The organism is Bradyrhizobium genosp. P (assembly GCF_049949265.1).
GTDB lineage: Bacteria > Pseudomonadota > Alphaproteobacteria > Rhizobiales > Xanthobacteraceae > Bradyrhizobium.
Genome location: NZ_CP188195.1, coordinates 9,398,061 through 9,424,480, shown reverse-complemented (window position 1 = coordinate 9,424,480; position 26,420 = coordinate 9,398,061). Strand labels below are relative to the sequence as shown.

Annotated in this window: 21 protein-coding genes and 1 pseudogene; 11 read left to right on the top strand and 11 right to left on the bottom strand. The window is 64.8% G+C overall.

What is annotated here, in order from left to right; all coding sequences use genetic code 11:
* Positions 1-56 precede the first annotated feature (56 nt).
* The 3 genes from ACP2YO_RS45295 (at position 57) to ACP2YO_RS45285 (ending at position 3,169) form a co-directional block, all read left to right on the top strand.
* Positions 57-986 carry a DMT family transporter gene (locus tag ACP2YO_RS45295; RefSeq protein WP_426437607.1) on the top strand — a complete coding sequence of 310 codons (930 nt, stop codon included), beginning with the start codon at positions 57-59 and terminating at the stop codon, positions 984-986.
* Positions 983-1,762 carry an MBL fold metallo-hydrolase gene (locus tag ACP2YO_RS45290; protein WP_426437606.1) on the top strand — a complete coding sequence of 260 codons (780 nt, stop codon included), beginning with the start codon at positions 983-985 and terminating at the stop codon, positions 1,760-1,762. The genes ACP2YO_RS45295 and ACP2YO_RS45290 overlap by 4 nt, the downstream gene beginning before the upstream one ends.
* A 69-nt stretch (positions 1,763-1,831) precedes the next feature.
* Positions 1,832-3,169, top strand: coding sequence for an NRAMP family divalent metal transporter (locus tag ACP2YO_RS45285; protein ID WP_426437605.1), 1,338 nt, complete (start codon positions 1,832-1,834; stop codon positions 3,167-3,169).
* A 102-nt stretch (positions 3,170-3,271) separates the two neighbouring features.
* Here the strand turns inward: ACP2YO_RS45285 and ACP2YO_RS45280 are convergent, their stop codons facing one another.
* Positions 3,272-3,745, bottom strand: a complete 474-nt coding sequence (locus ACP2YO_RS45280) for an Lrp/AsnC family transcriptional regulator (RefSeq protein ID WP_426437604.1) — start codon at positions 3,743-3,745, stop codon at positions 3,272-3,274.
* A 156-nt stretch (positions 3,746-3,901) separates the two neighbouring features.
* Between ACP2YO_RS45280 and ACP2YO_RS45275 the strand changes: the two genes are divergently transcribed.
* Positions 3,902-5,206: an aspartate aminotransferase family protein gene (locus ACP2YO_RS45275; RefSeq protein ID WP_426437603.1), complete on the top strand. Its 1,305-nt coding sequence runs from the start codon at positions 3,902-3,904 to the stop codon at positions 5,204-5,206.
* Between the two features lie 84 nt (positions 5,207-5,290).
* Here ACP2YO_RS45275 and ACP2YO_RS45270 read toward each other — a convergent pair whose 3' ends face one another.
* The 5 genes from ACP2YO_RS45270 to ACP2YO_RS45250 form a co-directional block, all read right to left on the bottom strand.
* Positions 5,291-6,073, bottom strand: a complete 783-nt coding sequence (locus tag ACP2YO_RS45270) for a TIGR02186 family protein (RefSeq protein ID WP_426437602.1) — start codon at positions 6,071-6,073, stop codon at positions 5,291-5,293.
* A complete protein-coding gene (locus ACP2YO_RS45265; RefSeq protein ID WP_426437601.1) occupies positions 6,070-7,002 on the bottom strand; it encodes a sulfite exporter TauE/SafE family protein in 933 nt (310 codons plus the stop codon). The genes ACP2YO_RS45270 and ACP2YO_RS45265 overlap by 4 nt, the downstream gene beginning before the upstream one ends.
* A gap of 256 nt (positions 7,003-7,258) precedes the next feature.
* Positions 7,259-7,906 carry a hypothetical protein gene (locus ACP2YO_RS45260; protein WP_426437600.1) on the bottom strand — a complete coding sequence of 216 codons (648 nt, stop codon included), beginning with the start codon at positions 7,904-7,906 and terminating at the stop codon, positions 7,259-7,261.
* Positions 7,907-8,378: 472 nt separating this feature from the next.
* Positions 8,379-12,056: a hypothetical protein gene (locus ACP2YO_RS45255; RefSeq protein WP_426437599.1), complete on the bottom strand. Its 3,678-nt coding sequence runs from the start codon at positions 12,054-12,056 to the stop codon at positions 8,379-8,381.
* Between the two features lie 204 nt (positions 12,057-12,260).
* Positions 12,261-12,848 carry a PadR family transcriptional regulator gene (locus ACP2YO_RS45250; protein ID WP_426437598.1) on the bottom strand — a complete coding sequence of 196 codons (588 nt, stop codon included), beginning with the start codon at positions 12,846-12,848 and terminating at the stop codon, positions 12,261-12,263.
* Positions 12,849-13,007: 159 nt separating this feature from the next.
* On the opposite strand from ACP2YO_RS45250, the gene ACP2YO_RS45245 reads away from it, so the two are divergent.
* The 4 genes from ACP2YO_RS45245 (at position 13,008) to ACP2YO_RS45230 (ending at position 18,993) form a co-directional block, all read left to right on the top strand.
* Positions 13,008-13,424, top strand: a complete 417-nt coding sequence (locus tag ACP2YO_RS45245) for a nuclear transport factor 2 family protein (protein ID WP_426437597.1) — start codon at positions 13,008-13,010, stop codon at positions 13,422-13,424.
* Between the two features lie 105 nt (positions 13,425-13,529).
* A complete protein-coding gene (locus ACP2YO_RS45240) occupies positions 13,530-15,317 on the top strand; it encodes an acyl-CoA dehydrogenase C-terminal domain-containing protein (RefSeq protein ID WP_426437596.1) in 1,788 nt (595 codons plus the stop codon).
* A gap of 75 nt (positions 15,318-15,392) precedes the next feature.
* Positions 15,393-16,601: an acetyl-CoA C-acetyltransferase gene (locus ACP2YO_RS45235; RefSeq protein WP_426437595.1), complete on the top strand. Its 1,209-nt coding sequence runs from the start codon at positions 15,393-15,395 to the stop codon at positions 16,599-16,601.
* Positions 16,602-16,767: 166 nt separating this feature from the next.
* A complete protein-coding gene (locus tag ACP2YO_RS45230) occupies positions 16,768-18,993 on the top strand; it encodes a 3-hydroxyacyl-CoA dehydrogenase NAD-binding domain-containing protein (RefSeq protein WP_426437594.1) in 2,226 nt (741 codons plus the stop codon).
* A 201-nt stretch (positions 18,994-19,194) separates the two neighbouring features.
* Here ACP2YO_RS45230 and gstA read toward each other — a convergent pair whose 3' ends face one another.
* Complete coding sequence (gstA, locus tag ACP2YO_RS45225) at positions 19,195-19,812, bottom strand: glutathione transferase GstA (RefSeq protein WP_426437593.1); 618 nt, start codon at positions 19,810-19,812, stop codon at positions 19,195-19,197.
* 130 nt (positions 19,813-19,942) lie between these two features.
* On the opposite strand from gstA, the gene ACP2YO_RS45220 reads away from it, so the two are divergent.
* From ACP2YO_RS45220 to ACP2YO_RS45210, 3 genes are all read left to right on the top strand, one after another.
* Positions 19,943-20,503: a MarR family winged helix-turn-helix transcriptional regulator gene (locus ACP2YO_RS45220; protein WP_426437592.1), complete on the top strand. Its 561-nt coding sequence runs from the start codon at positions 19,943-19,945 to the stop codon at positions 20,501-20,503.
* Positions 20,504-20,596: 93 nt separating this feature from the next.
* On the top strand, positions 20,597-21,967 hold the full coding sequence (locus ACP2YO_RS45215; protein WP_426437591.1) for a glutamate--cysteine ligase: 1,371 nt from the start codon (positions 20,597-20,599) through the stop codon (positions 21,965-21,967).
* A 236-nt stretch (positions 21,968-22,203) separates the two neighbouring features.
* Positions 22,204-22,758 carry a PAN domain-containing protein gene (locus ACP2YO_RS45210; protein WP_426443475.1) on the top strand — a complete coding sequence of 185 codons (555 nt, stop codon included), beginning with the start codon at positions 22,204-22,206 and terminating at the stop codon, positions 22,756-22,758.
* On the opposite strand, the pseudogene ACP2YO_RS45205 reads toward ACP2YO_RS45210, so the two are convergent.
* From ACP2YO_RS45205 to ACP2YO_RS45190, 4 genes and pseudogenes are all read right to left on the bottom strand, one after another.
* A pseudogene (locus ACP2YO_RS45205) lies at positions 22,736-22,996 on the bottom strand (MmcQ/YjbR family DNA-binding protein); the annotation flags it as partial. The gene ACP2YO_RS45210 and the pseudogene ACP2YO_RS45205 overlap by 23 nt on opposite strands.
* Before the next feature lie 44 nt (positions 22,997-23,040).
* Positions 23,041-23,790 carry a signal peptidase I gene (gene lepB / locus ACP2YO_RS45200; RefSeq protein ID WP_426437590.1) on the bottom strand — a complete coding sequence of 250 codons (750 nt, stop codon included), beginning with the start codon at positions 23,788-23,790 and terminating at the stop codon, positions 23,041-23,043.
* 20 nt (positions 23,791-23,810) lie between these two features.
* Positions 23,811-25,235, bottom strand: a complete 1,425-nt coding sequence (gene tldD, locus ACP2YO_RS45195) for a metalloprotease TldD (RefSeq protein WP_426437589.1) — start codon at positions 25,233-25,235, stop codon at positions 23,811-23,813.
* A 168-nt stretch (positions 25,236-25,403) separates the two neighbouring features.
* Entirely contained in the window at positions 25,404-25,937 is a 534-nt protein-coding gene (locus ACP2YO_RS45190; RefSeq protein ID WP_426437588.1) for an invasion associated locus B family protein, read from the bottom strand.
* Between the last annotated feature and the right edge of the window lie 483 nt (positions 25,938-26,420).

Genomic DNA, 26,420 nt, shown 5'->3' with positions numbered 1-26,420 from the left:
ATTTAATTTCCAAATATCAACGCGCGGACCTAGATCAGGGGGAAGGAGAATCTCCCATGTCAGTCGCCCCCGCCATCGCGATGCCCCGCAGCCGTTTCAACGCCCTGCCGTTCCTGATCGCCCTGTTCTGCCTGCTCTGGAGCTTCGCCTTCGTTGCCGGCAAGATCGGCGTCACCGAATGCCCGCCGCTGATCCTGTTGGCCGCGCGCTTTTCGCTTGCCGGCATTCTGATCATCGCTATCTCGCTGGTGCGCAGGGATGCATGGGATCTCACCTGGCGCGATGCGGCCGTGTTCGCCGCGCTCGGCGTCGCAAACAATGCGCTCTATCTCGGCCTCGGCTACACCGGGCTGAAGACGGTCTCGGCCGGTCTCGGCGGCCTGATCGTATCGGCCAATCCAGTGTTCACGGCCGTGCTGGCCGCGCTGTTCCTCGGCGAGGTGCTGACCTGGCGCAAGGTGGCGGGGCTGCTGCTCGGCATCGCCGGCGTTGCGTTCATCGTTTGGCACCGGATGTCCGCCGGGACGGACAGTCCGCATGGCATCCTGTTCACGCTGGCCTCACTCGCATCGATCGTCGCCGGCACCATCTTGTTCAAGCTATTGGCGCCGAAGGGCAGCCTGTGGATCGGCAACGGTATCCAGAATATCGCCGGCGGCCTTGCCGTGATGCCGTTCGCCTTCACCCTCTCCAGCGTCAGCGACATCGTGCCGAGTGCGCGGCTCGCCGGCGCCTTCGCCTTCCTGGTGGTCGGCGGCTCGATCGTCGCCTATCTGCTCTGGTTTCATCTCCTGAAAGTGTGTGGCGCCACCGCCGCAAGCGCCTATCACTTCCTGATGCCGCCGCTCGCGATGCTGTTCGCGTTCCTCGTGCTCGGCGAACACGTTGAGTTTCGTGACCTGCTCGGGATTGTTCCGGTCGCGATCGGCATTTATCTGGTGACCCGCCCCGCGGCCACCGCATCGCTCAAGAGGAGTGTCGCATGAGCATCACCATCACCCTGATCGGGGGGCCGACCGCGTTGATCGAGATCGACGGGTTCCGCCTGCTCACCGATCCGACCTTCGATGCGCCCGGCGACTATCAATTGCCGCATGTGAAACTGGAGAAGCTGACCGGACCGGCACTCAGCGCGCGCGATGTCGGCGAGATCGATGCAGTGTTGCTGAGCCATGACCAGCATTCCGACAATCTCGACCATTCCGGCCGCGATTTCCTCGGCAGTGCGAAGCGCGTGCTGACCACCAAGGCCGGCGCCAAGCGGCTCGGCGGCAACACCGAGGGCTTTGCGCCATGGGCGTCGACTGAACTGCAGAAGGGCGGCGCCACGCTGACCATCACGGCGACACCGGCGCGGCACGGGCCGGCCGGGATCGAGCCATTGTCCGGCGACGTCATCGGTTTCGTGGTGCAATCACGCCAAGCGGGCCGCCGCCCGGTCTATATCAGCGGCGACACCACCTGGTTCGACGGCGTCGCCGAGGTCGCGCGGCGCTTCGATTGCGGCGTGGTGCTGCCGTTCGCCGGCGCGGCGCAGACCCGTGGTCCGTTCCATCTCACCATGGATACCAACGACACGATCGAGACCGCGCGCGCCTTTGCCGACGCCGTGATCGTTCCGGTCCATACCGATGGCTGGGCGCATTTCCGGCAGAACGCAAAGGATCTGCGCGCCAGTTTCGATACGCTCGGCTTCGGCCGCCGCCTCCGCATCCTCGAGCCGGGTGTCGCCACCGTCATCGAGCAGCCATCGGGAGGCTGACCCTCAGCCGGGTTTCATCGATGGAACCATGCTGGTATCCGTCCGTTGTCGAGACGGCCGGAACCGGGCATGACGCAACGTAGGAAAATCTCGAGGAAGCATCACGACACGCCCGGCACCGCGTCCGTGGCGAAGGCGCAGCGCAAACCGTTCAGCCCTGGCGATGTCGTGAAGGCGCTCGGCCCCGGCCTGATCACCGGCGCCTCCGACGACGATCCATCCGGGATCGGCACTTACAGCCAGGCCGGTGCGCAACTCGGCTACGGCATCGGCTGGACCATGTTGCTGACGTTTCCGCTGATGGCGGCGATCCAGGAGATTTCCGCACGCGTCGGCCGCGTCACCGGGCACGGCATATCGGGCAATGTGTGCCGGCACTATCCCGGCTGGTTGCTGGTCATCGTCGTGGCGCTGCTGTTTATCGCCAACACCATCAACATCGCGGCCGATCTCGCCGCCATGGCGGATGCGACCAAGCTTCTGATCGGCGGCCCGGCGATCATCTACGTCGTGCTGTTCGGCGTCACCTCGGTCGCCGCGCAAATCTTCATGGACTACAAGCGCTACGTCGCGGTGCTGAAATGGCTGACGCTCAGCCTGTTCGCCTATGTCGCGGCGCTGGCTTTCGCCAAGGTCTCATGGAGCGAGGCGCTGGCCGGTGTGCTCGTGCCGCGTCTCACCTGGAGCGCGGACTACTTCACGACCATCGTCGCGATCTTCGGCACCACGATCTCGCCCTATCTGTTCTTCTGGCAGGCCTCGCAGGAGGCCGAGGAGCAGCGGGTCGATGTCACGAAACGCCCGCTGATCAGAAAACACTTCGGCGCGCGGCAGGAATTCTCCCGCATCCGCGCCGACACCGTCGTCGGCATGGCGTTTTCCAACCTGATCGCGCTGTCGATCATCTTCACCGCCGCCGCAACGCTGCACGCCGCGGGAAAGACCGACATTCAGACTTCGGCGCAGGCCGCCGAGGCGCTGCGGCCGATCGCCGGGCCGTTCGCGGAAGTGATTTTCGCACTCGGCATCGTCGGGACCGGATTGTTGGCCATTCCGGTGCTGGCGGGCGCCACCGCCTACGCGGTCGGCGAGGCGGGGCGATGGTCGGTAGGCCTGGCGCGCAAGCCAAAGGAAGCGATCGTGTTCTATTCGGTGCTGGCGCTATCAGGTGCGATCGGGATCGCGCTCAACTTCACCTCGATCGATCCGATCTCGGCGTTGTACTGGAGTGCGGTCGTCAACGGCGTGCTCGCCGTGCCGGTCATGGTGCTGCTGATGTTGATGGCGCGCCACAAGAATGTGATGGGCCGCTTCGTGATCGGTGGCTGGCTCTATTGGCTCGGCTGGCTCTCCACCGGCGCGATGGCGCTAAGCGTGATCACGATGGGAGCGGGGCTGATGCTTTAGGAGTTGTAGGATGGGTGGAGCGCAGAGATACCCATCATATTCACCACTACTCCGAATGTTGGGTATCGCTGCGCTCCAGCCAACCTACGCACCGAACATCGATCAGAACAGGTTGGTATCGATCTTCGTCGTGGATTTGACTTTTTGCAGGATGATGGTGGTGCGGTAGCTCGCGATATCGGTGTCAGGATGCATGAGGCGGTCGAGGATGAACGATTGATATCGTGCGAGGTCGGATGACACTACCCGCAGCGAATAATCCCAATCGCCGGCAATCATGCAGCACTCGACAACCTCCGGCAGGTCGATGACTTTCTTTTCGAAGCGCGCGAAGGAGTCTCTCGTCTGTTGCTTGAGACGGACTTCGACGATCACGTCGAACCCGAGTCCAATTCGCGCAGGGTCCACCAGCGCCACATAGGAGCAGATGACGCCGGTCTCTTCGAGCGCCCGGACGCGTCTCATGCAGGGTGCCGATGAGAGCCCGATCTTTTCGGCCAGTTCGAGATTGGTGATGCGCCCTTCGACTTGCAGCACGTCGAGGATCCTTCGGTCGATCTCGTCAAGCACGATCATGGTTCTCATTTCTTTCGTGTTTTCTGCATTCGGCGCAATTAGTTGCAGAAAATGCAGTCAGATGCATCCCGAATCGCAATGTCATTGCGACCGTGCCGGCATAGAATGAGCTGTAAGCCCGTGAAATCGGGGCGCCCCTGCAGCAAGGAAACCGGCATGGCTGGAAATGACGACAAATCCTTTTGGGAGCGCGCGCGGCGTCACCTCATCCGGTATGGCGGGACGTTCGCGCCTGTGATCATCGAGCGCGCCTCCGGATGCTTCGTTTATGACGCCGATGGTCGCTCCATCCTGGATTTCACGTCCGGCCAGATGAGCGCCGTGCTCGGTCATGGTCATCCCGAGATCGTCCAAACCATCAGCGAGCATGCCGAAAGGCTCGACCACCTCTTCAGCGGCATGCTGACGCGCCCGGTGGTCGCGCTGGCCGAAAAACTCGCGGACCTGCTGCCGCCGGGGCTCGATCGCGTGATGCTGCTGAGCACGGGCGGTGAATCGAACGAGGCTGCGATCAAGATGGCCAAGCTTGCGACCGGCGGTTTCGAGACCGTTGCATTCGCGCAGTCCTGGCACGGGATGACATCCGGCGCGGCGGGGACGACCTATTCGGCCGGCCGCAAGGGTTATGGCCCTGCGCCGGTCGGTTCTCTCGCGATCCCGACGCCAAGCCTCTATCGCCCTCGCTTCGGAAATGCGGCCGATTGGCGGGCCGAGCTGGCCTACGCCTTCGATCTCATCGACCGCCAGTCAACCGGATCGCTCGCCTGCATGATTGCCGAACCGATCCTCTCCTCCGGCGGGCTGATCGATCTGCCGGAGGGCTATCTGGTTGCGCTGAAGGAGCTGTGCAGAAAGCGGGGCATGCTGCTGATCGTCGACGAAGCGCAGACCGGCCTCGGCAGAACCGGCGCCATGTTCGCCTTCGAGCGCGACGGCGCCGTGCCCGATATCCTGACGCTGTCGAAGACGCTCGGCGCCGGCCTGCCTTTGGCCGCGGTCGTCACGTCAGCCGAAATCGAGGAGAGGTGTCATGAACGCGGCTTCCTCTTTTACACCACGCATGTCTCGGATCCGATGCCGGCCGCCGTCGGGCTGAAGGTCATCGAGATCATCCTGCGCGATCGATTGGTCGAGCGTGCCAGGATAGCGGGGGCACGGTTGAGGGACGGGCTGCTCGCACTTCAGAACCGGTTCGAATGCATCGGTGATGTGCGTGGCAGGGGGCTGATGCAAGGTATCGAGATCGTACGCGACCGGTACAGCAAGGAGCCTGACGAAGCGCTCGGAACGCTTGTGTCTCAGCGCTGCCTGGAGCTCGGGCTGAGCACCAACATCGTGCAATTGCCCGGCATGGGCAGCGTATTCCGCATTGCTCCGCCGCTCACGATCAGCGATGACGAGATCGATCTCGGCCTCTCGATCCTGAGCGAGGCTTTCGAAGGCGCATTGCAACGACCGTAGGATGGGTGGAGCGCAGCGACACCCATCGTGCTCGCCGCGGCTCCGTAGGTTGGGTATCGCTGCGCTCCACCCAACTTACGTTCATCAATCCTTGCGGAACACGATGGACGCCATCCAGCCCGTCATCAGCGCCATGAACGCGGTCACGAGGCCGTAGACAAGGCCGTTCTGCCGCGCGGTGGTGGCGACGAATTGCTCGAAGCCGACCTTGACGATCTCGAAGGCGGTCTCGGTCTTGGTCACCAGCGCGCCGTCGGCGAACAGCCTGATCTCGACATCGTATGTGCCAATCGGCACCTCGGCCGGCAGCGGAATGCCGGTGCGGAACAGGGTCGGCGTCAGGAACGTCACGGCCGAGGTCGCCTCGCGATAGAGGCCATGCTCGGTGTGCAGCCGTACGAAGGCGCTGCGGAACGCGTCGTTCGGCACCACGTCGGCAAAATCAGGGCCGACGCGCTGCATCAGCAGCACATTGTTGAGCCCGAGCTGCTGGCGCCGCTGCACCTCGGGCGAGGCGATCTCGTCGAACGGACGGTTGGCGAACAGCGCGAGATAGCCCGGCACCTGCAGGAACTGACGGGAGTCGGTGTTGATCCAGATCCCAAATTTGCGCTCCTTGCGCCGCGTCACCATGTCGGCGCGCGGACCGGAGACGGTGACGACGAGGTCGTAATTGCTGCGGTTGGCGGGCGTGCCGGCGTCCTTCTCGACCGAGCCGAACAGCACGAGTTCGCCACCGGAATAATTCGGCGTCACCGTGACGCGGTGGTTGGAGACCGACACGATCAGCCGCTCGGCACGCGCGGGCGCGACCGCCAACGTGGCGGCGAGGAGGCCCATGATTGCGAGCAGCCTACGCAGTCTCATGGCGGGCCTCCGCCGCCGCTTTCACGGATGCTGAAGAGATCCTGTGGCCGGATCACCAGCTCGACCGCAAAGCGAATGCCGACCGCGAGCACCAGGAGACCAAGCAGCAGGCGCAGATGCTCGCCGCGGATCTTCTGACCGGCGCGCGCACCGAACTGCGCACCGGTGACGCCGCCGATCATCAGGATCAGCGCCAGCACGGCGTCGACCAGATGGTTGGTCACCGCGTGCAGCATGGTGGCGAACACCATGGTGACGAGGGTCAGGACCATCGAGGTGCCGATCACGGTCGAGGTCGGCACCCGCAGCAGATAGATCATCAGCGGCACCAGGATGAAGCCGCCGCCGATGCCCATGACCGCGCCGATGAAGCCGATCACGAGGCCGACCGCGACGACCGGAATGACCGACAGATAGATCTTGGAGCGCTTGAAGCGCACTTTCAGCGGCAGGCCGTGGATCCAGCCATGGCTGCCCGGCTTGCGCAGCCTGACGGGGCCGCCGCGGTGGGCGCGCAGCATTGCGCGCAGACCCTCCCAGAACATCAGTCCGCCGACGGTTGTCAGCAGGATGACATAGGATAGCGCGATCATCAGGTCGAGCTGGCCGAGCGAGCGCAGGTAGGTGAAGGTCCAGACGCCGAGTGCGGTGCCGATCGTGCCGCCTGTCAGCAAGACCGCCGCCAGCAGCGGATCGATCGCGCGCCTGCGCCAATAGAAGATCGCGCCGGAAAACGACGAGGCGGCGATGTGGCTGGCGACGGAGGCGACCGCGACCGCGGGCGCGATGCCGACGAAGATCAACAGCGGCGTCATCAGGAAGCCGCCGCCAATGCCGAACATGCCGGAGACGAACCCGACCGCCGCGCCCATCGCCAGGATGAGGAAGACATTGACCGGAATGTCGGCGATCGGGAGGTAAAGCTGCACGCGCGTCGCTTCTTGTTTCGTCGCAAAGCGGGCGCAAGGCCGCGTCACGGCGTGGTGTCCTGGTCGGGCATGGTCCGGCAGAACAATCCGGTTGGCGCGCTGGGATGCAGGCGAACGCGGGTCGATTGCCGCGCCCCTGCATAACCGAATTCGGCAGCAGGAGGGATTAAAGAATCCACCTCAAGCGGCTTTTTTGCCGCACATCGCAGGGGAGCTTCCGGCGTGGTTGATGATTCAGATTAATGACAGCGTGACTTCAGGGTCGTTCGAGTGGCGTGGTGATGAGATTCATCGCCAGCGCGTCCCGCAGGTTGAGCCAGCGGATGTCCGAGGTCTGCGACATCACTTCGACAATTCTGGAAGAGACGCCCATCTTCGTCATGTAGCTGAGCAGTCGACCTTGGGTGCGCTGGCCCTCTGCAAGGGCATCCTTCACCGGTCCGTCTATGGTGAAGCGGTGGACCCCGAGCAGCGATCCAAAAACGCCGTAGCGGGTTTTGCCGCCGGCGTAGACCAGCACACAGGCGCTGGCGCAGGATGCCGCGTGCACTTTGCCTGATGCGTCCGCCGTGCCGACCGCAGTGGCGAGCCCGCGCAAACGGATGACTTCACCCATGATCGTGCCCTGGTTCAGCTTGCCGCCGTCCGACGACAGCAGGATCACATCGCCGGGCGACAATTGCGCCTGCTTGACCTGGTCGGTGAACCAGCCTGCACTGGCCGGGCCGATTTCGCCACTGATCGCAAGCGCCCGCCGCCCTCGGCCCGAACCGTCGAGATCGACGCTGGCAACGACCGTCGATTTCATGCTCGGTGCAACAAAGGTCTCGCGCGAATAGTCCCAGGCTCCCGGCCGCGACATATCCCGATAGGCGCGAATCCCGATACCGGACAGCAGCAGCACAAAGATCACCACGGACCAGACGGAGGGCCTGAAGATGCCGTGCTGAGGTGGCACGGTTGCGCGAGGCGGCGGGGCTTCGCGAGGCGGCGCCTGACGCGGTGGCGCTATCCGGGGACCGGTTGGCGATGAACGGTGCAGTCCCGCCCTTTCATCCTGGCGGTCATCGGCAGACAAGCGCGATCCCTTCTGGCATCAGGTGCCGTTCGCGGTTCGTGCCTGTCTACACGATCGGGCAGGGTCAGGACAACGACGCCGCGACGCCTTAAAGTATGATGAGATAAGGTCGAGCTGGAACGGCGTCGATGGTTCACCTCTCCCTTGGGAGTGGTCGATTTGCGAAGCAAATCGGGTGAGGGGTTACGGTCTATCGAGAAGCAAGAGCCCTCACCCGGCGCTTCGCGCCGACCTCTCCCCGCCGGGGAGAGGTGAACTGAAATCGCCGCGAACCGATTCGACCAAAACTCATCACGCTTTAGTGGGCGAGCAGCGCTGCAGTCCGCTTCGACGGTTGTTTGGCGGGCTTGGCGGGAGCCGGCTGCGCGGCGGCGCTGTCCCAGCCGCCGGCCGGGGCCGGCACATTGACCGCGTCGCTCGGTTGCGGCTCGGGGGTGAAGGTCTGGATCGCGAGCTTTGCGGCCGCCAGCGATTGCGGATCGAGCCGCTTGGCGATGTCGTCGCGCTTGTGGCCGGAGTCGGCATCGCCCTGGGCCGCCGCCAGGCTGAACCATTTGAACGATTCGGCAAGGTTCTGTTCGACGCCGATGCCGCGGGCATAGAGAATGCCGAGGTTGAACTGGCTGTCGGCGACGCCGCGGTCGGCGGCCTTGCGGAACCACTGCGCCGCGCTCTTGTAGTCGGCGCCCTTGCCGCCGCCGTCGGCGTCGAGCACAGCGAGGTTATGCATCGCCTTCGCGTTGCCGCGCTCGGCGGCCTGCACGTAATAGCGCCGCGCGATATCGACGTCGCGCTTCACGCTGAGCCCCTTCTCATAGAAGGTGCCGAGCCGGAAGATCGCGGGGATCACGCCGGCCTGCGCCGCGCGGCCATACCATTTGGCGGCCTCGTCGAGATTGGCGGCCACGCCCTTGCCCTCGGCATAGCGCAAGCCGACCTCATAGGCCGCGGTCGGATCGCCCTTGATCGCGGCGGCACGCAGTGCCGGTCCACCGATCGCATCGGGCAGCTTCTCGCCCGGCGGAATCTGGATCGTGGCGAACTTGCCGGTGACGGCCGGCACGAGCGGAATCGAACCGGTGACGTCGTTGGCGCTCACGGGAGATGCCGCGACGGGAGCCGCCGCGGGTGCCGGGGCCGGCGCAATCGTGACCTGTGCGCTGTCGAGGGTGTTCGGCGCATCGCTGTTGTTGGACTGCCGGCCGAGCGGGGTCGGTGAGGTCATGGACGGCGCGGGCACCGCAGATGGTGCAGCCGGCGCCGGTGCGGCGGCAGGAGGCTGCGCTGCAGCGGCGGCCGGCTCGCTGCTTTCCACCGCCGGCGCTTGCGGTGCGCTGCCGGTGTCGAGCAGGTTCATCGCCATCTTGATGGTGCCGAGCAGGATCACGACCACACTCGCGCTGACCAGCAGCGAGCGGATCTTCGAGGTGATGGTCGAGGGCTGGCCCTCGGCGGCGTCGGCCTTGATCGCAGGCTTGTCCGGAGCCTTGTCGGGATTCTTGTCGAGATTCTTGGCCTTCTCGGCCTTTTCCTTGGCCTTGGCGGCAGCCTTGCTGGTGGCGCGCGAAGCCTTCTCGTTGATGGGTTGCGTGGCGGCAGCCTGCGCCGCGCGGCGCGCCGCGGCGATGAAGCTCGACGTCGAGACCGGCTCCTTCTTGGCCGCAGGAAGATCACTGATCGCACTCTCGGACGCGGCGATCCGCTCCGACGGCGACGACGTGCGCCCGGTCGGACGCGTGCCCGGCTCGAGCGGATGATCCGGCGGCAGTTCCGGCGCGATCACGGCGCGGGCGGGCGCCGCAAGCGGCTCGAGAATCTCGCTGATGGCGCGCGGCGGGGCAGGCGGCAGCGGCGGCGGGGCGGTTACTTGCGGCTGCGCGGCGTGGAATTCGCGCGGCGCGGCTGCGAAGTGCTCTTGGAAGTGCTCTTGCGCCAGGGCAGGATTGGGCAGTTCGGGCTTGTACGCGGCAGGCTTGTATTGGTCAGGCTCGTACGATTCAAACTTGAACGATTCAGGTTTGGGTTGTGCGATCGGCTGCGGCATCGCCGCGCGCGGCATCTCGACCCGCGTTTCGACCGGCGCTGGCGCCGCTGGTGCCGGGGATGGCACGGTGCGCACCGCGCGCAGATCGTTCTCGATCATCGACAGACGGTCGACGACATGGCCGAGAGTGTTGTGAACGGTTTCCAGCGAGTCCTGGGTGCGGCGATCGGTCTCCGACTGGCTGAAGCGGATGTCGGACAGCTCACGCTTCATGATGTCGACGAGGCCCGAATCCATCGCCGGTTGCGGCGAGGGGACATTGATGTTGCGGGTGGCGTCGGCGAGTGAAGCGATATGGGCGTGCTGGGCCTCAAGGTGCCGCATGATGTCATGCAGGCTTTCCTCGACCCGGCCGAGATTGCCGGAGCGCTGGTCGGACGGAGACGTCTCCAGGCGCTCGAGCAGATACGACACGCGCTGCTCGAGATGGGCGAACGCCGATCCACTGTCGTTGCCGACCTGCAGGCGATCGATCCGTTCCGAGAGCGTGCGCACCGCCCCTTCAATGGCGTCGGTATTGTCGGTGCCGGCCGGCCGCTCGCGGTTTTCCAGCGTCGAGGTGAGGGCGGCGATGCGCTGTTCCAGCACGGCGAACGCCTCGCCCGGGCCTTCGGAGCGTGACATCCGCGAGAGCTGGTCGACCCGCCCCGACAGCGTCTGCACGTCGTCGGAGAGCCGGACCAGCGCGTCGTTGGAGGCGACGTTGGAGACGATGGCGCGCAGCGCGGCGATCGCGCCCTCGAGCTGATGCACCGTGGACGGATCGTCATTGGCGCGCAGGATCATGTCGAGCTTGGCGCCGAGATTGCGGATCGCCTCGTCGTAGCCGGTGAGCTGCTCGGCCGGGGTCAGCGTGCGCAGCGCCTCGCGGATTTCGGACAATGCGCGCTCGATGCCGGCGATCGCCTGGTTATTGCCGTTGCCGGTCTCCTCGCGGATTTCGTCGATGCGACGATGCAGCGAGCGGACTTCGTTCTCGATCGATTCGATCGCCCGGCGCGGCATCGCTTCGGTGATGGCCTGGCGGATGTCGGCAAGCTCGCTGCGGAACGCGGCGATCGATTGCTCGATATGCTCCGGGCGCTGCAGCGCTTCGATCTGGCTCGTGATCTTGAGCAAGTGCCGCTCGAGCGAGGAGAAATCGGGGCCGGCAGGTGCACTGGGTGCAGCCGGCGGCGCATAGGCGGCCATCGGCGGCGGCGCGGCCGCCATTGGTGCAGCCGCGGGCGCCATCGGCGGGGCGTTGCGCGGCGGCATCTGCCGCGGGGCGGCGTCGTCGAGTTCGTTCTGACGCGCGGCAATCTCCGCGATCGCGGAATCGAACGAGGCCGGGCTCAGCGGCGGCGAAGGGCGATAGACCTGCGCGGCGGCGCGCTCGACCACGTCCTCCTGGCGCTGCCGGTCTTGCTGTTGCCGGTCTTGGGTCTGCCGGTCTTGGGTCTGCCGGTCTTGGGTCTGCCGGTCTTGGGTCTGCCGATCCTGGGTCTGGCGTTCCTGGATCTGCCGATCCGGAATCCGCTGCTCCTGCGGCTGCGTTGCGCGGGCTTGCTGCGGCCGGGAAATCTGCGATAGCCGTGCATCGAGGCGCGAAATGGCGTCGTTGAGCTGCCGGGCGACGGTCGGCTGGCCGCGCGGCACGTCGGGGCGCGTATCGCTGCGCGGGGCGGGGGCAGGCGTGGAAATCTGTTCGATCTGGCGGGTGATCGCGTCGAGCCGCTGATGGATGTCGGCGACGTCGCTTCGCTCGCGGCTCGGCATCGGTGGCCGTTGCGGCTGTTCGTAGGCCGCGCGGTAATCCGGCGGGCTGGCTTCGCCGACGGTGGAATTGAGCCAATCGTTCAGCGACATGCCGGCACGGCGCGCAGCCGCCTCGGCCCTTTCGCGGACGGAGGGATCAATGCCGTCAACACTCCACGATACGCGCGAATTCATGATTCCGTCCGGTCCCGACTCCGGCGCCACACCCTGCGCCTGCAGCCTCCCCGCGCATCCCATCTAAGAGACAATCGAATTCTGCGCGGGTCGTCTGCCTCAGCTGCCGACTTTTTCCCGTCACGGTAAATAACGGGTTAAGGAATGCGGCTGAGGAGCCTTAAAGTTGGGAATCCGGGAACCGGATGCGCCGGATCAGGACAGCTAGCCGCTGCTTCCGCGCTTGGTCTCGTCGAGCGGCAGTACGTTGCCGCGGTGGGAAATCGCGGACAGCGCGTCGAGCGCCTCCTCGCACCATTCGATTACCACCCGTTCGTGGCGCATCCCGATGCGAAGCCCGAGCATCTTGCCGAGATCGGCCGGCGGTGCTGCGCCGTCGGGAAAGCGCTTGTTGAGCAGGCGTTCGTAGCGCTCATAGCGGTCGCGGTGATGCTCCAGCCGCGCCATCAGGTCGGTCCGCAGCGGCTCGATGTCGACGCTGTCGAGCGCGTAGAGCCGGACCAATAGATCGTCCTTGATCGAGGGCGGGACGCTCGGGCGCGCCGCCCAGTGCTTCAGCGCCGCGCGCCCCTCGGAGGTGAGGGTGTAGACCAGCTTGTTGGGCTTGCCCGATTGCACCACCTCGCGGCCCTGGACATGGCCCTTGTCGCGCAGCCGGGACAGCTCGCGGTAGATCTGCTGGTGGTCGGCTTTCCAGAAGAAACCGATCGAGGCATCGAACGTCTTGGCGAGCTCATAGCCCGTCATTGGACGTTCCGTGAGGCATGCGAGGATTGCGTCACCGAGCGCCAACACCCACCTCCATTTGTGTTCCCGAGGGCATTCTGAAGTCCGCTTGACTTTATGCGTTGCTGTGCATATGCGTCAATATGCATATAGAGATCGCGTCTGCCCCGTTGCGGGCGCGCGGATCGGTGTTCAGGCTTCCCAACCCGCCGCAGGAGACGTCCGATGAGCAGTCCGGGCCTCGACAAGTGGTACGCCTACATGAAGTCCCACGATACCGCAGCGTTGTGGGATCTGCTGCATCCCGACGCGGTGTTCGAAAGCCCTGTCGTGCACACGCCGCAGCGCGGGCGCGACATCACCTTCAAATACCTGACCGGCGCCGCGACAGTGCTCGGCGGTCCGACATTCAAATATACCGGTGAATGGCAGAACGATCGCGGAGCCGTGCTCGAATTCGAGAACGAGATCGACGGCATCAAGATCAACGGCGTTGACATCATCTCTTTCGATGCGGAGGGCCGGATCGTGCATTTCAAGGTGATGGTGCGCCCGCTCAAGGGCGTCAACCTGCTGCATCGGCTGATGGGAGACGAACTGATGAAGCAGGGCGGCGCATCGTCGCAATCACGTTCCCGATAGTTACTGCCGCGGACCTCCGGAACCGGATAAGGTCCGTTCCAACAAACAAGTACAAATGCGCTGCGTCGGTTGCGAATGCGACCGCGAGCCAGCCGGGAGACCAGCATGCCGACCTACAAAGCCCCTGTCGAAGACGTCAACTTCCTGCTCAATGATGTCTTCCAGATCGATCGCTATGACAACCTTCCCGGCTTTACCGATGCGTCGGCCGATGTCCGCGAGGCGATCCTCGGCGAGGCCGCCAAGCTAGCTGAGGAGGTGTTGCAGCCGCTGAATCGTGTTGGCGATCTCGAAGGCTGCAAGCACAACGACGACGGCAGCGTCACCACGCCGAAGGGCTTCAAGGACGCGTTCAAGCAGGTCGCCGACGGCGGTTGGCTGGGGCTGGCGGCGCCGGCTGAGTATGGCGGCCAGGGCCTGCCGGTGACGCTCTCGCAGGCGGTCAACGAATTCCAGATCTCCGCCAACATGGCGTTCTCGATGTATGGCGGCCTCACCATGGGTGCGACCGCAGCATTGCTGGTGCACGGCACCCCCGAGCAGAAGAAGACCTACGTGCCGAAGATGATCGCCGGCGAATGGACCGGCACCATGAATCTCACCGAGCCGCAATGCGGTACTGATCTGGGCCTGTTGCGCACCAAGGCGGTGCGCCAGTCCGACGGCAGCTTCAGGATATCAGGCACCAAGATCTTCATCTCCGCCGGCGAGCACGACCTCACCGACAACATCATCCATCTGGTGCTGGCGCGCATCGAAGGCGCGCCTGCGGGCATCAAGGGCGTCTCACTGTTCGTGGTGCCGAAGGTTCTGGTCAATGCCGACGGTTCGCTGGGGCAGCGCAACGGCGTGTCCTGCGGGTCGATCGAGCACAAGATGGGCATCCACGGCAATTCGACCTGCGTGATGAACTACGACAACGCCACCGGCTGGCTGATCGGCGAGGAGAACAAGGGCATGGCGGGCATGTTCGTGATGATGAACGAGGCCCGTCTCGGCGTTGCCGTGCAGGGCCTCGCGCAGTCCGAAGTGGCCTATCAGAACGCGGTCGCCTATGCGCGTGAGCGCCTGCAGGGCCGTTCGCTGACCGGCGTGAAGGCGGCCGACAAGCCGGCCGATCCGATCATCGTGCATCCCGGCGTGCGCCGCACACTGCTCACCATCCGCGCCTTCAACGAGGCGGCGCGCGCGATGGTGATGTGGACGGCGCTGAAGAGCGACGTCGCCCATCGCTCCAGCGATCCGAAGGACCGCCAGGAGGCCGACGACCATATGGGTCTGATGACGCCGGTGCTGAAGGGCATGCTGACCGATACCGGCTTCGCCAACACAGTCTCGGCGCAGCAGGTGTTCGGCGGCCATGGCTACATCGCCGAGCAGGGCATGGAGCAGTTCGTGCGCGATGCGCGCATCGCCATGATCTATGAGGGCGCCAACGGCATCCAGGCGCTCGATCTGGTCGGCCGCAAACTGCCGCGCGACGGCGGTCGCGCCGCGATGGCGTTCTTCGGCGAGGTCGGTGCCTTCGCCAAGGAGCATGGTGGCGACGAAGCGATGAAGCCGTTCGTCACGCCGCTTTCGACGGCGCTTGGCCATCTGCAGCAGGCGACCGGCTGGCTGATGCAGAACGCGCTGACCAAGCCCGACAATGCCGGCGCCGCCGCGACCGACTACATGAAACTGTTCGGCCTCGTGGCGCTGGCCTTCATGTGGGCGAAGATGGCCAAGGTGGCGCAGGACAAGATCGCCGCCGGCGCGACCTCCTACCTCAACACCAAGCTCGTGACCGGGCGCTTCTTCATGGAAAAGCTGCTGCCGGAGACCGCTGTGCATCTGACCCGGATCCAGAGCGGGAGCGCGACCACGATGGAACTGGCCGCGGAAGCGTTCTGAAAAATAGCCGCCGCCCCCCCCTGCGGCGGCGCTTCGTTTCGTTATATATTATGATCCTCATATAAGGAGGGCATCATGCCTGAGGCCTATATCTACGATCACGTTCGCACCCCGCGCGGCCGCGGCAAGACCGATGGCGCGCTGCACGAAGTCACCGCGCTGGCGCTCGCCACGGTGCCGCTGAAAGCGCTGAAGGACCGCAACCATCTCGGTGAAGACACGGTCGACGACGTCGTGCTCGGCGTGGTCGATCCGGTCGGCGAAGCCGGAAGCGACATCGCGCGCTTCGCCGCGCTGAACGCCGGCCTCGGCGAGAAGGTGCCGGGCGTGCAGATCAGCCGCTTCTGCGCCTCCGGCCTCGATGCCGTGAATTTCGCCGCGGCCCAGATCATGGCCGGCCAGCATGAACTCGTGATCGGCGGCGGCGCGGAATCGATGAGCCGCGTCGGCATCGGCGCCTCCGGCGGCGCCTGGCCGATGGATCCCTCGATGGCGGTGCCGGCCTATTTCATGCCGCAGGGCATCTCGGCCGATTTGATCGCCACCAAATATGGCTTCTCGCGCGACGACGTCGACGCCTATGCGGTGCAGAGCCAGCAGCGCGCGGCCAAGGCCTGGGACGAGGGCCGCTTCAGCAAGTCGGTGGTGCCGGTGAAGGACTTCAACGGCCTCACCATCCTCGCCAAGGACGAGCACATGCGCCCCACCACGACGATGCAGTCGCTGGCGCAGCTGCAGCCATCATTCGCCGCTGTCGCGGCGATGGCGGGCTTCGATGCCGTCGCGACCCAGTCGCATCCCGAGGTCGAGAAGGTCAATTACGTGCACCATGCCGGCAATTCGTCCGGCATCGTCGACGGCGCCGGCGCGGTGCTGCTCGGCAGCAAGGAGGCAGGTAGCAAACATGGTCTGAAGCCGCGTGCAAAGATCCGCGCCTTCGCCAATATCGGCTCGGAGCCCGCGATGATGCTGACCGGGCCGGTCGACGTCACCGAAAAGCTGTTCGAGCGCTCCGGGATGAAGAAGTCGGACATCGACCTGTTCGAGCTCAACGAGGCCTTCGCCTCCGTAGTGCTGCGCTACATCCAGGCCTTCGACATCGACACTGCCAAGATCAACGTCAATGGCGGCGCGATCGCGCTCGGCCATCCGCTCGGTGCAACCGGTGCGATGATCCTCGGCACCGTGCTCGACGAGCTAGAGCGCACCAACAAGCAGACCGCGCTGGTGACGCTGTGCATCGGCGGCGGCATGGGCACCGCCACCATCATCGAGCGGGTTTAACCGCAAAGGCAGCGTCATCCTGAGGTGCGAGGGCGAAAGCCCGAGCCTCGAAGGATGGAAAAATTCATCGGGTCATCCTTCGAGGGCCTCGCAAGAGCGAGGCCGCCTCCAGCGACAAAGGCAAAGCCTTTGCGCGGGGATGACGGAGAGACTGGGAGCGACCAACATGGCTTACAAGAATTTCAAGTTCGAAACCGACGCCGACGGCATCGCGCTGGTCACCTGGGACATCCCGGGCCGTTCGATGAACGTGTTTGACGAGACCTCGACCCTGGAGATCGGGGAGATCATCAAGCAGACCACCAACGATGCCGCGATCAAGGGCGTCGTGATCACCTCGGCCAAGGACGCCTTCTGCGCCGGTGCTGACCTTTCGATGCTCGAGGGCATGAACCGCGGCTATGCGCAGCTTCTGAAGGAGAAGGGCGAGGAAGCGGCAAACCAGATGCTGTTCGACGAAAGCCGCCGCATGTCGCAGCTATTCCGTTCGATCGAGACGTCGGGCAAGCCTTGGGTCGCCGCCATCAATGGCCTGGCGCTCGGCGGCGGTTTCGAGATCACGCTGTCCTGCCACTACCGCGTCGCGGCGGAGAATCCGAAGACCCGGCTCGGCCTGCCCGAGATCAAGGTCGGCCTGTTCCCGGGCGCCGGCGGCACCCAGCGCGTGCCGCGCATCGTGCCGCCGCAGGATGCGATGACGCTGCTGCTCAAGGGCGAGGCGGTCAATCTCGCGAAAGCAAAAGCGCTCAATTTGATTCACGCCATTGTTCCTGCCGCCGACCTGATCAAGGCGGCAAAAGACTGGATCAAGGGCGGCGGCAAGGCCGTTGCGCCGTGGGACGAGAAGGGTTTCAAGCTGCCCGGCGGTCCGGTGTTCTCCAAGGCCGGCATGCAGATGTTCCCGGCCGGCAACGCGATCTATCGCCGCGAGACCTACGACAATTATCCGGCCGCGCGCGCCATCATGAGCTGCGTCTATGAGGGCCTGCAGTTGCCGATCGACGCCGCGCTGCGCGTCGAGTCGCGCTACTTTACGAAGATACTGCGCTCGAATGAAGCCGCCGCGATGATCCGCTCGCTGTTCATGTCGATGCAGGAGCTGAACAAGGGTGCGCGGCGTCCACCGAATGTGCCGCCGACCAAGGTCAAGAAGCTCGCCGTGATCGGCGCCGGCTTCATGGGCGCCAGCGTCGGCTTCGTCTCGGCGCAGGCCGGCATCGACGTCGTGCTGGTCGACCGCGACCAGGAGAGCGCCGACAAGGGCAGGGGCCATGCCAAGACCGTGATCGACGGGCTGATCGCGAAGGGACGCATGAAGCAGGAGGCGGGCGACGCTATCCTGTCGCGCATCTCGGCGACATCAGACTACAACGCGATCGGCGACTGTGATCTGGTCATCGAGGCCGTGTTCGAGGATCGCAAGATCAAGGCGGACACCTATGCCAAGGCGCAGCCGCTGCTGAAGGCGGGCGCGATCTTCGCCTCGAACACCTCGACGCTGCCGATCAACTCGCTGGCGGAGGAGTTCAAGGACCAGGGCCGATTCCTCGGCATCCACTTCTTCTCGCCGGTCGAGAAGATGATGCTGGTCGAGATCATCAAGGGCAAGAACACCGGCGATGCCGCACTGGCGACCGCGCTGGATTACGTGCGCGCGATCGGCAAGACCCCGATCGTGGTCAATGATAGCAGGGGCTTCTTCGCCAATCGCTGCGTGATGCGCTACATCGCCGAGGGCAACGAGATGCTGCTTGAAGGCGTGCCGCCGGCGATGATCGAGAACACCGCCAAGATGGCCGGCATGCCGGTCGGACCGCTATCGCTGCAGGACGAGGTCGCGCTCGACCTCGGGCTGAAGATCACCAAGGCGACGGAAGCCGATCTCGGCCCCAATGCCATCGACCAGGCGCAGAAGAAGCTGATGGTCGAGATGGTCGAGAAGCAGGGCCGCTTCGGCCGCAAGAACGGCAAGGGCTTCTATGACTATCCCGAGAAGGGCAAGGGCCAGAAGAGCCTGTGGCCCGGTATCGCCGATTTGCAGCCGAAGCATCTCGACCCAGATACGCTCAGTGTCGAGGAGCTGAAGCAGCGCTTCCTGGTGGCGCAGGCGGTGGAAGCCGCGCGCACCGTCGAGGACCACGTCATCACCGACGTGCGCGAGGCCGATGTCGGCTCGATCCTCGGCTTCGGCTTCGCACCGTTCACTGGCGGCACGCTGTCCTATATCGACTTCATGGGCACCAAAAAGTTCGTCGATCTCTGCCACACCTTCGAAGCCAAATACGGCTCGCGCTTCACGCCGCCGAAGCTTCTGGAAGAAATGGCTGCCAAGGGCGAGACCTTCTACGGCCGCTTCCCACCGAAGAAGCCCGCAGCGCAAGCGGCGGAGTAGTTCCTGATCGCGGTCCTCACCTCCCCTTGAAAAGGGGAGGTCGCTTTGCCCGCCAGGGCAAAGCGGGTGGGGATCATGTCCCACCGTGAGCAACGGTGCGTGCGGCTGACCCCCCATCCCGACCTTCCCCCTTTCAGGGGGAAGGAGAAGAAAAAAGGGCCGGATCATCGATCCGGCCCCTCGCAGCTTTGTGAAGAAGGCTTACGCCGCCTTCAACAGGCCTTCCTTCTTCAGCGCTTCCTGCACCTTCGGACGCGCGGCGACGCGCGCCTTGTAGGCCATCAAATTGGGCAGGCCGGAGAGATCGAAGCCGAGCCGCTCGGTCGCCCACATGATCATGGTGAAGAGATAGCCGTCGGCGACCGTGAACTGGTTGCCCATCAGGTAGTCGTGACCGCCAAGCTGGCTCTCGACATATTTGAACTTGCCCATGGCGCGGTCCTTGAAGAAGGCTTTGGCGTCGTCGGCGAGAACCGGCGAGAACATCGGGCCGAGGTTCTTGTGCAGCTCGGTCGTGATGTAGTTCAGCCATTCGAGCAGCTTGTAGCGCTCGTTGGAATCGCGGGCCGGGGCGAGGTTTTTGCCGGCGGCCTTGTCGGCGATCATCTGGACGATGATCGGCCCTTCGGTGACCAGTTCGCCGGAGTCGAGTGCCAGCGCCGGCACATGGCCCTTGGGGTTCACTTTCAGGAAATCGTCACCGTTTTCGAGCTTCTTGGCGCGCAAATCGACCTTCACGAGGTCGTAGGGCAGGCCGGCCTCGAGCAGCGCGATATGGGGCGAGAGGGAGCAGGCGCCGGGCGAATAATAGAGCTTCATGGGGTATTTCCTTCCCTTGTTCTTGGCATCCGGAGGGAGATTGCCTACATGCACCTGCATGAAATAGTCAAGATTGATGCAGATGCATTCAGTGGGGTACACTCGGTTCCGGGACCTTATGGGCTAGACCATGAAACGCAAGCTATCGACCGAGGCGACCGCCGCCTGGATCCGCCTCATGCGGGTGCCGAGCCGGGTGCTGGACTGTGTCGAGCATGATCTGAAGAAGGCCGGCTATCCGCCGCTCGCCTGGTATGACGCGCTGCTCGAGCTGTCGCGCGCGCCGTCGGGCGAACTGCGTCCGGTCGAGCTCGAACGGCAGATGCTGATCCCGCAATATTCGACGTCGCGTCTGATCGACCGCCTCGTCGACGAAGGGTTGGCCGCCCGCCGCGAATGCAAGATCGACAAGCGCGGCCAGTTCGTCGAGATCACCGATGCCGGCCGCGAGCTGCAGAAGCGAATGTGGAGCGCCTATTCGGCCGCGATCGACAAGCATGTCGGCTCCAAATTGTCCGACGCCGATGCAACGAAACTCTGCGGCCTGCTCGACCGGCTCGGCTGCTCTTGCGATGACGCCAAGAGCGATGCAAAGAGCGATGCCAAGACCGATGCCAAGACCGACTCAAAGAGCGATGGCAAGAGCGAGACCAGGCCGGCCTCCGCGCGAGACGGCGTGCCTGCCCGATGATATCCTTGATCCCATCATCCGCGCCCGTTCGGGCCTGCGGCTGTCCCTGCCACCACGCGCATTCGATCGAAGCGCCCTTGAGTTGGAATTCGTATGGCGCGTGACCAGATCGATATGACGCCGCTGCAATCGCGCGACGAACTCGTCGCGTGGTTCGAGGCTGGCTCGAAGCCGGAATCCGAATTCCGCATCGGCACCGAGCACGAGAAGACGCCGTTCACGCTCGAGGGCCACAGGCCCGTGCCTTACGAGGGCGCGAAGGGCATCGGCGCGCTGCTCGAGGGCATGAAGCTCCTGCTCGGCTGGGAGCCGATCATGGAGCGCGGCAACATCATCGGCCTCTATGACGTCACCGGCGGCGGCGCGATCTCGCTCGAGCCGGGCGGCCAGTTCGAACTGTCGGGGGCGCCGGTCGAAACGGTGCACCAGACCCAGGCCGAGCTGATGGCGCATCTGGCGCAGGTGCGGGAGATCGCGACGCCACTCGGCATCGGCTTTCTCGGCCTCGGCATGACGCCATCCTGGTCGCGCGCGCAGGTCCCAGTGATGCCGAAGGGCCGCTACAAGATCATGTCGAACTACATGCCGAAGGTCGGCAAATACGGCCTCGACATGATGTACCGGACCTGCACGGTGCAGACCAATCTCGACTTCTCTTCTGAGGCCGACATGGTGAAGAAGCTGCGCGTGTCGCTGGCGCTGCAGCCGGTCGCGACCGCGCTGTTCGCCAACTCGCCATTCACGGAAGGAAAGCCGAACGGTTACCTGTCGTTCCGCTCCGAGATATGGCGTGACACCGACAATGCGCGCGCGGGCATGCTGCCCTTCGCGTTCGAGGACGGCATGGGTTTTGAGCGCTATGTCGACTACGCGCTCGAGGTTCCCATGTATTTCGTCAAGCGCGGCGACGAATATATCGACGTCGCCGGTTCTTCGTTCCGCGATTTCTTCGCCGGCAAGAACAAGGCCTTGCCGGGCGAGCGTCCGACGCTGTCGGACTGGGCCAACCATTTATCGACGATTTTCCCCGAGGTGCGGCTGAAGCGTTACCTCGAAATGCGCGGCGCCGATGGCGTGCCGTGGGGCCGCCTGCCGGCGCTGCCGGGCTTCTGGGTTGGCCTCCTCTACGACAATGACAGTCTCGATGCGGCCTGGGACATTGTCCGCCACTGGAGCGCGCCGGAGCGGCAGGCCTTGCGTGACGACGTGCCGCGTTTCGGCTTCAAGGCGCGGATCAAGGACCGCTATCTGTTCGAGGTCGCCAAGGAGTGCCTGATCCTGTCGCATGCCGGACTGCGGCGGCGCGGCCGGATCGATCATCTCGGACGCGACGAGAGCCGCTACCTCGAGCCGCTGGAGCGGATCATCGAATGCGGCCGTTCGCCGGCGGAAGAGATGCTGGAGAAGTTCAACGGTCCCTGGAAGGGCTCGGTGGACCCGGCCTATCAGGAATACGCGTTCTAGTCCGGCCGGCTCCGCTGCACCTCTCCCGCTTGCAAGCGGGAGAGGGAGCGCACCGCCGCGACTGCTACTCAACCTAACCTCATCGCGCTTTGGGGCATTTTTCGTTGCGTTGGAATCGGGTGTCCGAGGCGATGTCTCGGCCCGCGGTTCCGTGCCGTTCATCAGCCGTACAGGTTCGTGGCGCTCAAATGACCGCCCGCGGATGGCGCGGGGCGCAAAAATTTGAAAGCAATCTCATGGGGATGGGCCGCCTGTTCAGGGCGTGTGTGGTGACGTTCGCCGCCTTCGCGGCCGTTGCCGTCGCGCGCCCGGCGCTGGCACAAACCAATTTCGACCGCCCCGGTGGCGACTATCAGAGTTCGCCGGTGACATCGGGCGATCCCGCCGATTGCGCGCTCACCTGCGAGCGGGACCGCCGTTGCCGCGCCTGGACCTTCAGCTATCCGACCGATTTGACCGCAGGCGCGGTGTGCTGGCTCAAGAGCTCGGTGCCGCCGCGCGTGCAGGACACCTGCTGCGTCTCCGGCGTTCGCGGTGCCGGCGTGGTCGAGCCGCGCAACGGCGCGATCGAAACCTCGATCGATCGTTTGGGCGGCGACTACAAGAACTTTGAATTGAAGAGCAGCGACGGTGACGAAGCCTGCCAGGCCGCTTGCACCGCCGACAACAAATGCCGCGCCTGGACCTACGCGCGCCCCGGCTACGCCGGTCGCGACGCGCATTGTTTCCTGAAAAAGGAAATCAAGCCGCCGCGACGGAAGGCCGGGTTTACCTCCGGCGTGGTGCGGTAAGGCTTTCTCTGCCGTCGTCGTCCTTCACCGCCTTCTTCGATGCCAGCGTGCGCCAGTGCCGGCGCAGCAACGGCTCGACGGTGGCGCGCTTCGCCTTCGACAGGCGGACCAGCACGATCGGGTAATCGCGGTAGTGATCGGTGAAGTAAAAGATCTTCGGCTGGCTCTCGACCAGCATCTCGCGTTCGTCCGGCGGCACGCCCGGCATCACCGGGCTGTCGCCGTCCTCCTTGAGCCGCGTGCCCCGTTGGCTCCATCCGGGCCACGGGCTACGTCAATGGCTCAATGCACGGATGTAAAAAACCGTGCGAGGCGGAAGCCGGAGAGCCAGGTCCACATCGGCTGGCTGCGGATGCCCATGTCCCAGGAGCCGACCACCGCGTCGGCGCGGCCGATCAGATTGTCGATCGGCAACAGGCCGACGCCGCCGTCGCGCACCGGCACGCGGCTGTCGGCGGAATTGTCCCTGTTGTCGCCCAGCACGAACAGTTTTCCGGGCGGCACCGTCACCTCGGCGGTGTTGTCGAGCCGGCCATTGTCGCGCATCTTGAAGATCGCGTGGCTGACGCCGTTAGGCAGCGTCTCGATATAGCGGTTGGCGTCCTCGCCGCCGCCGCGATCGTCCTCAGCAAAGCCGGCGCCATCGGACTTCAGCGCTGCCGGATGGTCATTGATGAAGAGCTGGCCCTGCCGCATCTGGATGCGGTCGCCGGGCAGCCCGACCACCCGCTTGACCCAGGCCTGCGAACGGTCACCCGGCCAGCGGAACACGACGACATCGCCGCGCTTCGGCGTCTCGCCGAACAGGCGGCCGGTTTCCGGCAGTGTGATCTGGATCGGCAGCGAGGCCGCGCCGTAGCCGTAAGGGAATTTCGAGGCGACCAGCGCGTCACCGATCAGGAGCGTCGGTTCCATCGAACCCGACGGCACATAGAACGGCTCGGCAATCGCGCCCTTGGCGAGGAACACGACGGCCACGATCGCGGCCAATTGCACGGCCTGGCCGCGCCAGGTCGACGGCTTGGCCGCCATTGTCTCGTTTCCGCTGCTCACTAACCCGTTCCTCCGACCGTAATCCGTTCCATCCGCAGCGTCGGCTGGCCGACGCCGACCGGCACGCCCTGGCCGTTCTTGCCGCAGGTGCCGATCCCGGTATCGAGTGCAAGATCGTTGCCGATCATGGTGATCCTGTGGAGATCGGTCGGCCCGTTGCCGATCAGCATCGCGCCCTTCAGCGGCGCGCCGAGCTTACCGTTCTCGATTTTGTAGGCCTCGGTGCACTGGAACACATATTTGCCCGAGGTGATATCGACCTGGCCGCCGCCGAAATTGGCGGCATAGATGCCGTTCTTGACCGAGGCGAGGATCTCGGCCGGGTCGCGGTCGCCCGAGAGCATGTAGGTGTTGGTCATGCGCGGCATCGGCACATGGGCATAGCTCTGCCGCCGTCCGTTGCCGGTCGGCTTCATGCCCATCAGCCGGGCGTTCTGGCGATCCTGCATGTAGCCGACCAGGATGCCGTCCTCGATCAGCACGGTGCGGTTGGTCGGCGTGCCCTCGTCGTCGATCGAGAGCGAGCCACGGCGGGAGGCCATGGTGCCGTCATCGACCACGGTCACGCCCTTGGCCGCGACCTGCTTGCCCATCAATCCTGCAAAAGCCGAGGTCTGCTTGCGGTTGAAATCGCCTTCCAGCCCGTGGCCGACGGCTTCATGCAGCATCACGCCGGGCCAGCCGGCGCCGAGCACCACGTCCATCTCGCCGGCAGGCGCCGGCACCGATTCCAGATTGACCAGCGCCTCGCGCAGCGCGCCGTCGGCCGCATTGCGCCAGGCCTTGGTCTCGATGAAGCGCGCATAACCCTCGCGGCCGCCATAGCCCATGCTGCCGCTCTCCTGCCGATCGCCCTGACCGGCGACCACGGAGACATTGACGCGCACCAGCGGGCGGATGTCGCGATAGCTCTCGCCGTCGGGCCGCACGATCTCGACCACCTGCCAGGTCGCCATCAGGCTGGCCGAGACCTGCCGCACCCGCGGATCCTTGTCGCGGATATAGGCGTCGATCTCGCCGAGCAGCTTTACCTTGGCCTCGAACGCCGGCCCGTCCAGCGGGTTCTCGTCGCCATAAAGCTTGACGTTGGTATGCGCCGGCGCCGCGGCGAAGTTGCCGGAATAGCCGCCGCGCACGGCCGCAACCGCATCCGCCGCGCGGATCAGCGCCGGGACCGAGACATCGGAGGAATGCGCATAGCCGACCGCGTCGTCCTTGACCGCTCGCAGGCCAAAGCCCTGCGAGGTGTCGTAGGTCGCCTGCTTCAGCCTTCCATTGTCGAACACCAGCGCCTCGGTCTGCCCGTACTCGAGAAACAATTCGCCGTCATCGGCCCCTTCAAGCCCGCGCGCCACCTCGCGGCGGACGGCATCGCGGTCGAGATTGGCGCGGTCGAGCAGGGAGGTTGTGGCAAGATTGGTCATGGTCACTCCAGCGAGGCTTTCGGCGATCTAAGCAGAGATGAGCACCGAACTCATCTTACAACCCGGACACCTGCGGCCGTCAGTGCCGGCCCTGAGGCCCCGGACGGCAATCATGAAAGATAGTGTCAATGACTGCAAATCGGGAGAGGCCCGCGGCAATACAGCCGATCACGGCAGCTTGTCATATCCATCCGCCAGCCCGTTCAGGCTGAGCGGGAAGCCGATGCCCTCTTCCGGCGTCTCAAAGATAATGAACGTGGCGGTTTTGGCGGTCTTGAGCTGCCCCAGCAGCTTGTCGTCCATCACCACCTCGGCCACGCAGCCATTGGGCAGGCAACGCACAAAACCGGCGCGGCCGACGTCCTGGTTGTCGAGCTTCAGGCCGAGGCCGGAGGGCAGAAGCACGCCGAGCGGGGCGACCACGCGCATCAGGCGGCTCTTCTGGTCGGCGGTCTTCAGCACGATCACGGTGAGGCCGGCATTGGAGCGATCTTCCGCTACCACGCTCTGGATCAGGGCGCATTGCTCGGCCTGGGCGCCGGGCGGGGTGTCGCAGCGGATCTGCCAGTCGCCATGGACCGAGCGCACCGCGCCTTGCGCGTTCGCCGCCTGGGTCAGTCCCAGCAGGAGGCCCGCAGCAAGCAGGCCGCCCAGCCAACGGGCCGGTGCGGGACGTCTTGCCTGACTATTCGAAGCGCCCATCCGCGTCGATCCTCTAGAAAATTCGGTCAGGTACGGCCGTCCATTCGCCGCCGGCCGCACGCGCCCGCCGACTGATACCGCAATGACGGCGCCTTGAAGGCGACCTTCAAGCAATTCCCGCGCCGGATCAGGGCGTCCCGCAGCGAATCAGGATTCTGCAAGGCACCCCGTCTGTGGGTACATCCAGTAATCCCGCTGTCAACTGCGGCGGCTACGGTTTGCGCGACTTTCGCTTGATTTTGCGGGAAAATTCGAGAGCGGCAGATTAGTGGCGCACGCATGGCTTCCGATCTTACTACTGCATTGCGAGCGCCTGCGAATTATGGTTTGAGAGGCTGGATTTCGACGCGTTCTAGCGATCTGGCTCCCGTACCCTCCTTGACTTCGAAGACGGGTACGTCCGGTAGGCCGTTTGTCAGGGCGGATCGTGCTGCATTTCCGGCCACGCGCCGGAGGTGCTTTGGGGAACTATCAAGGGAGCGC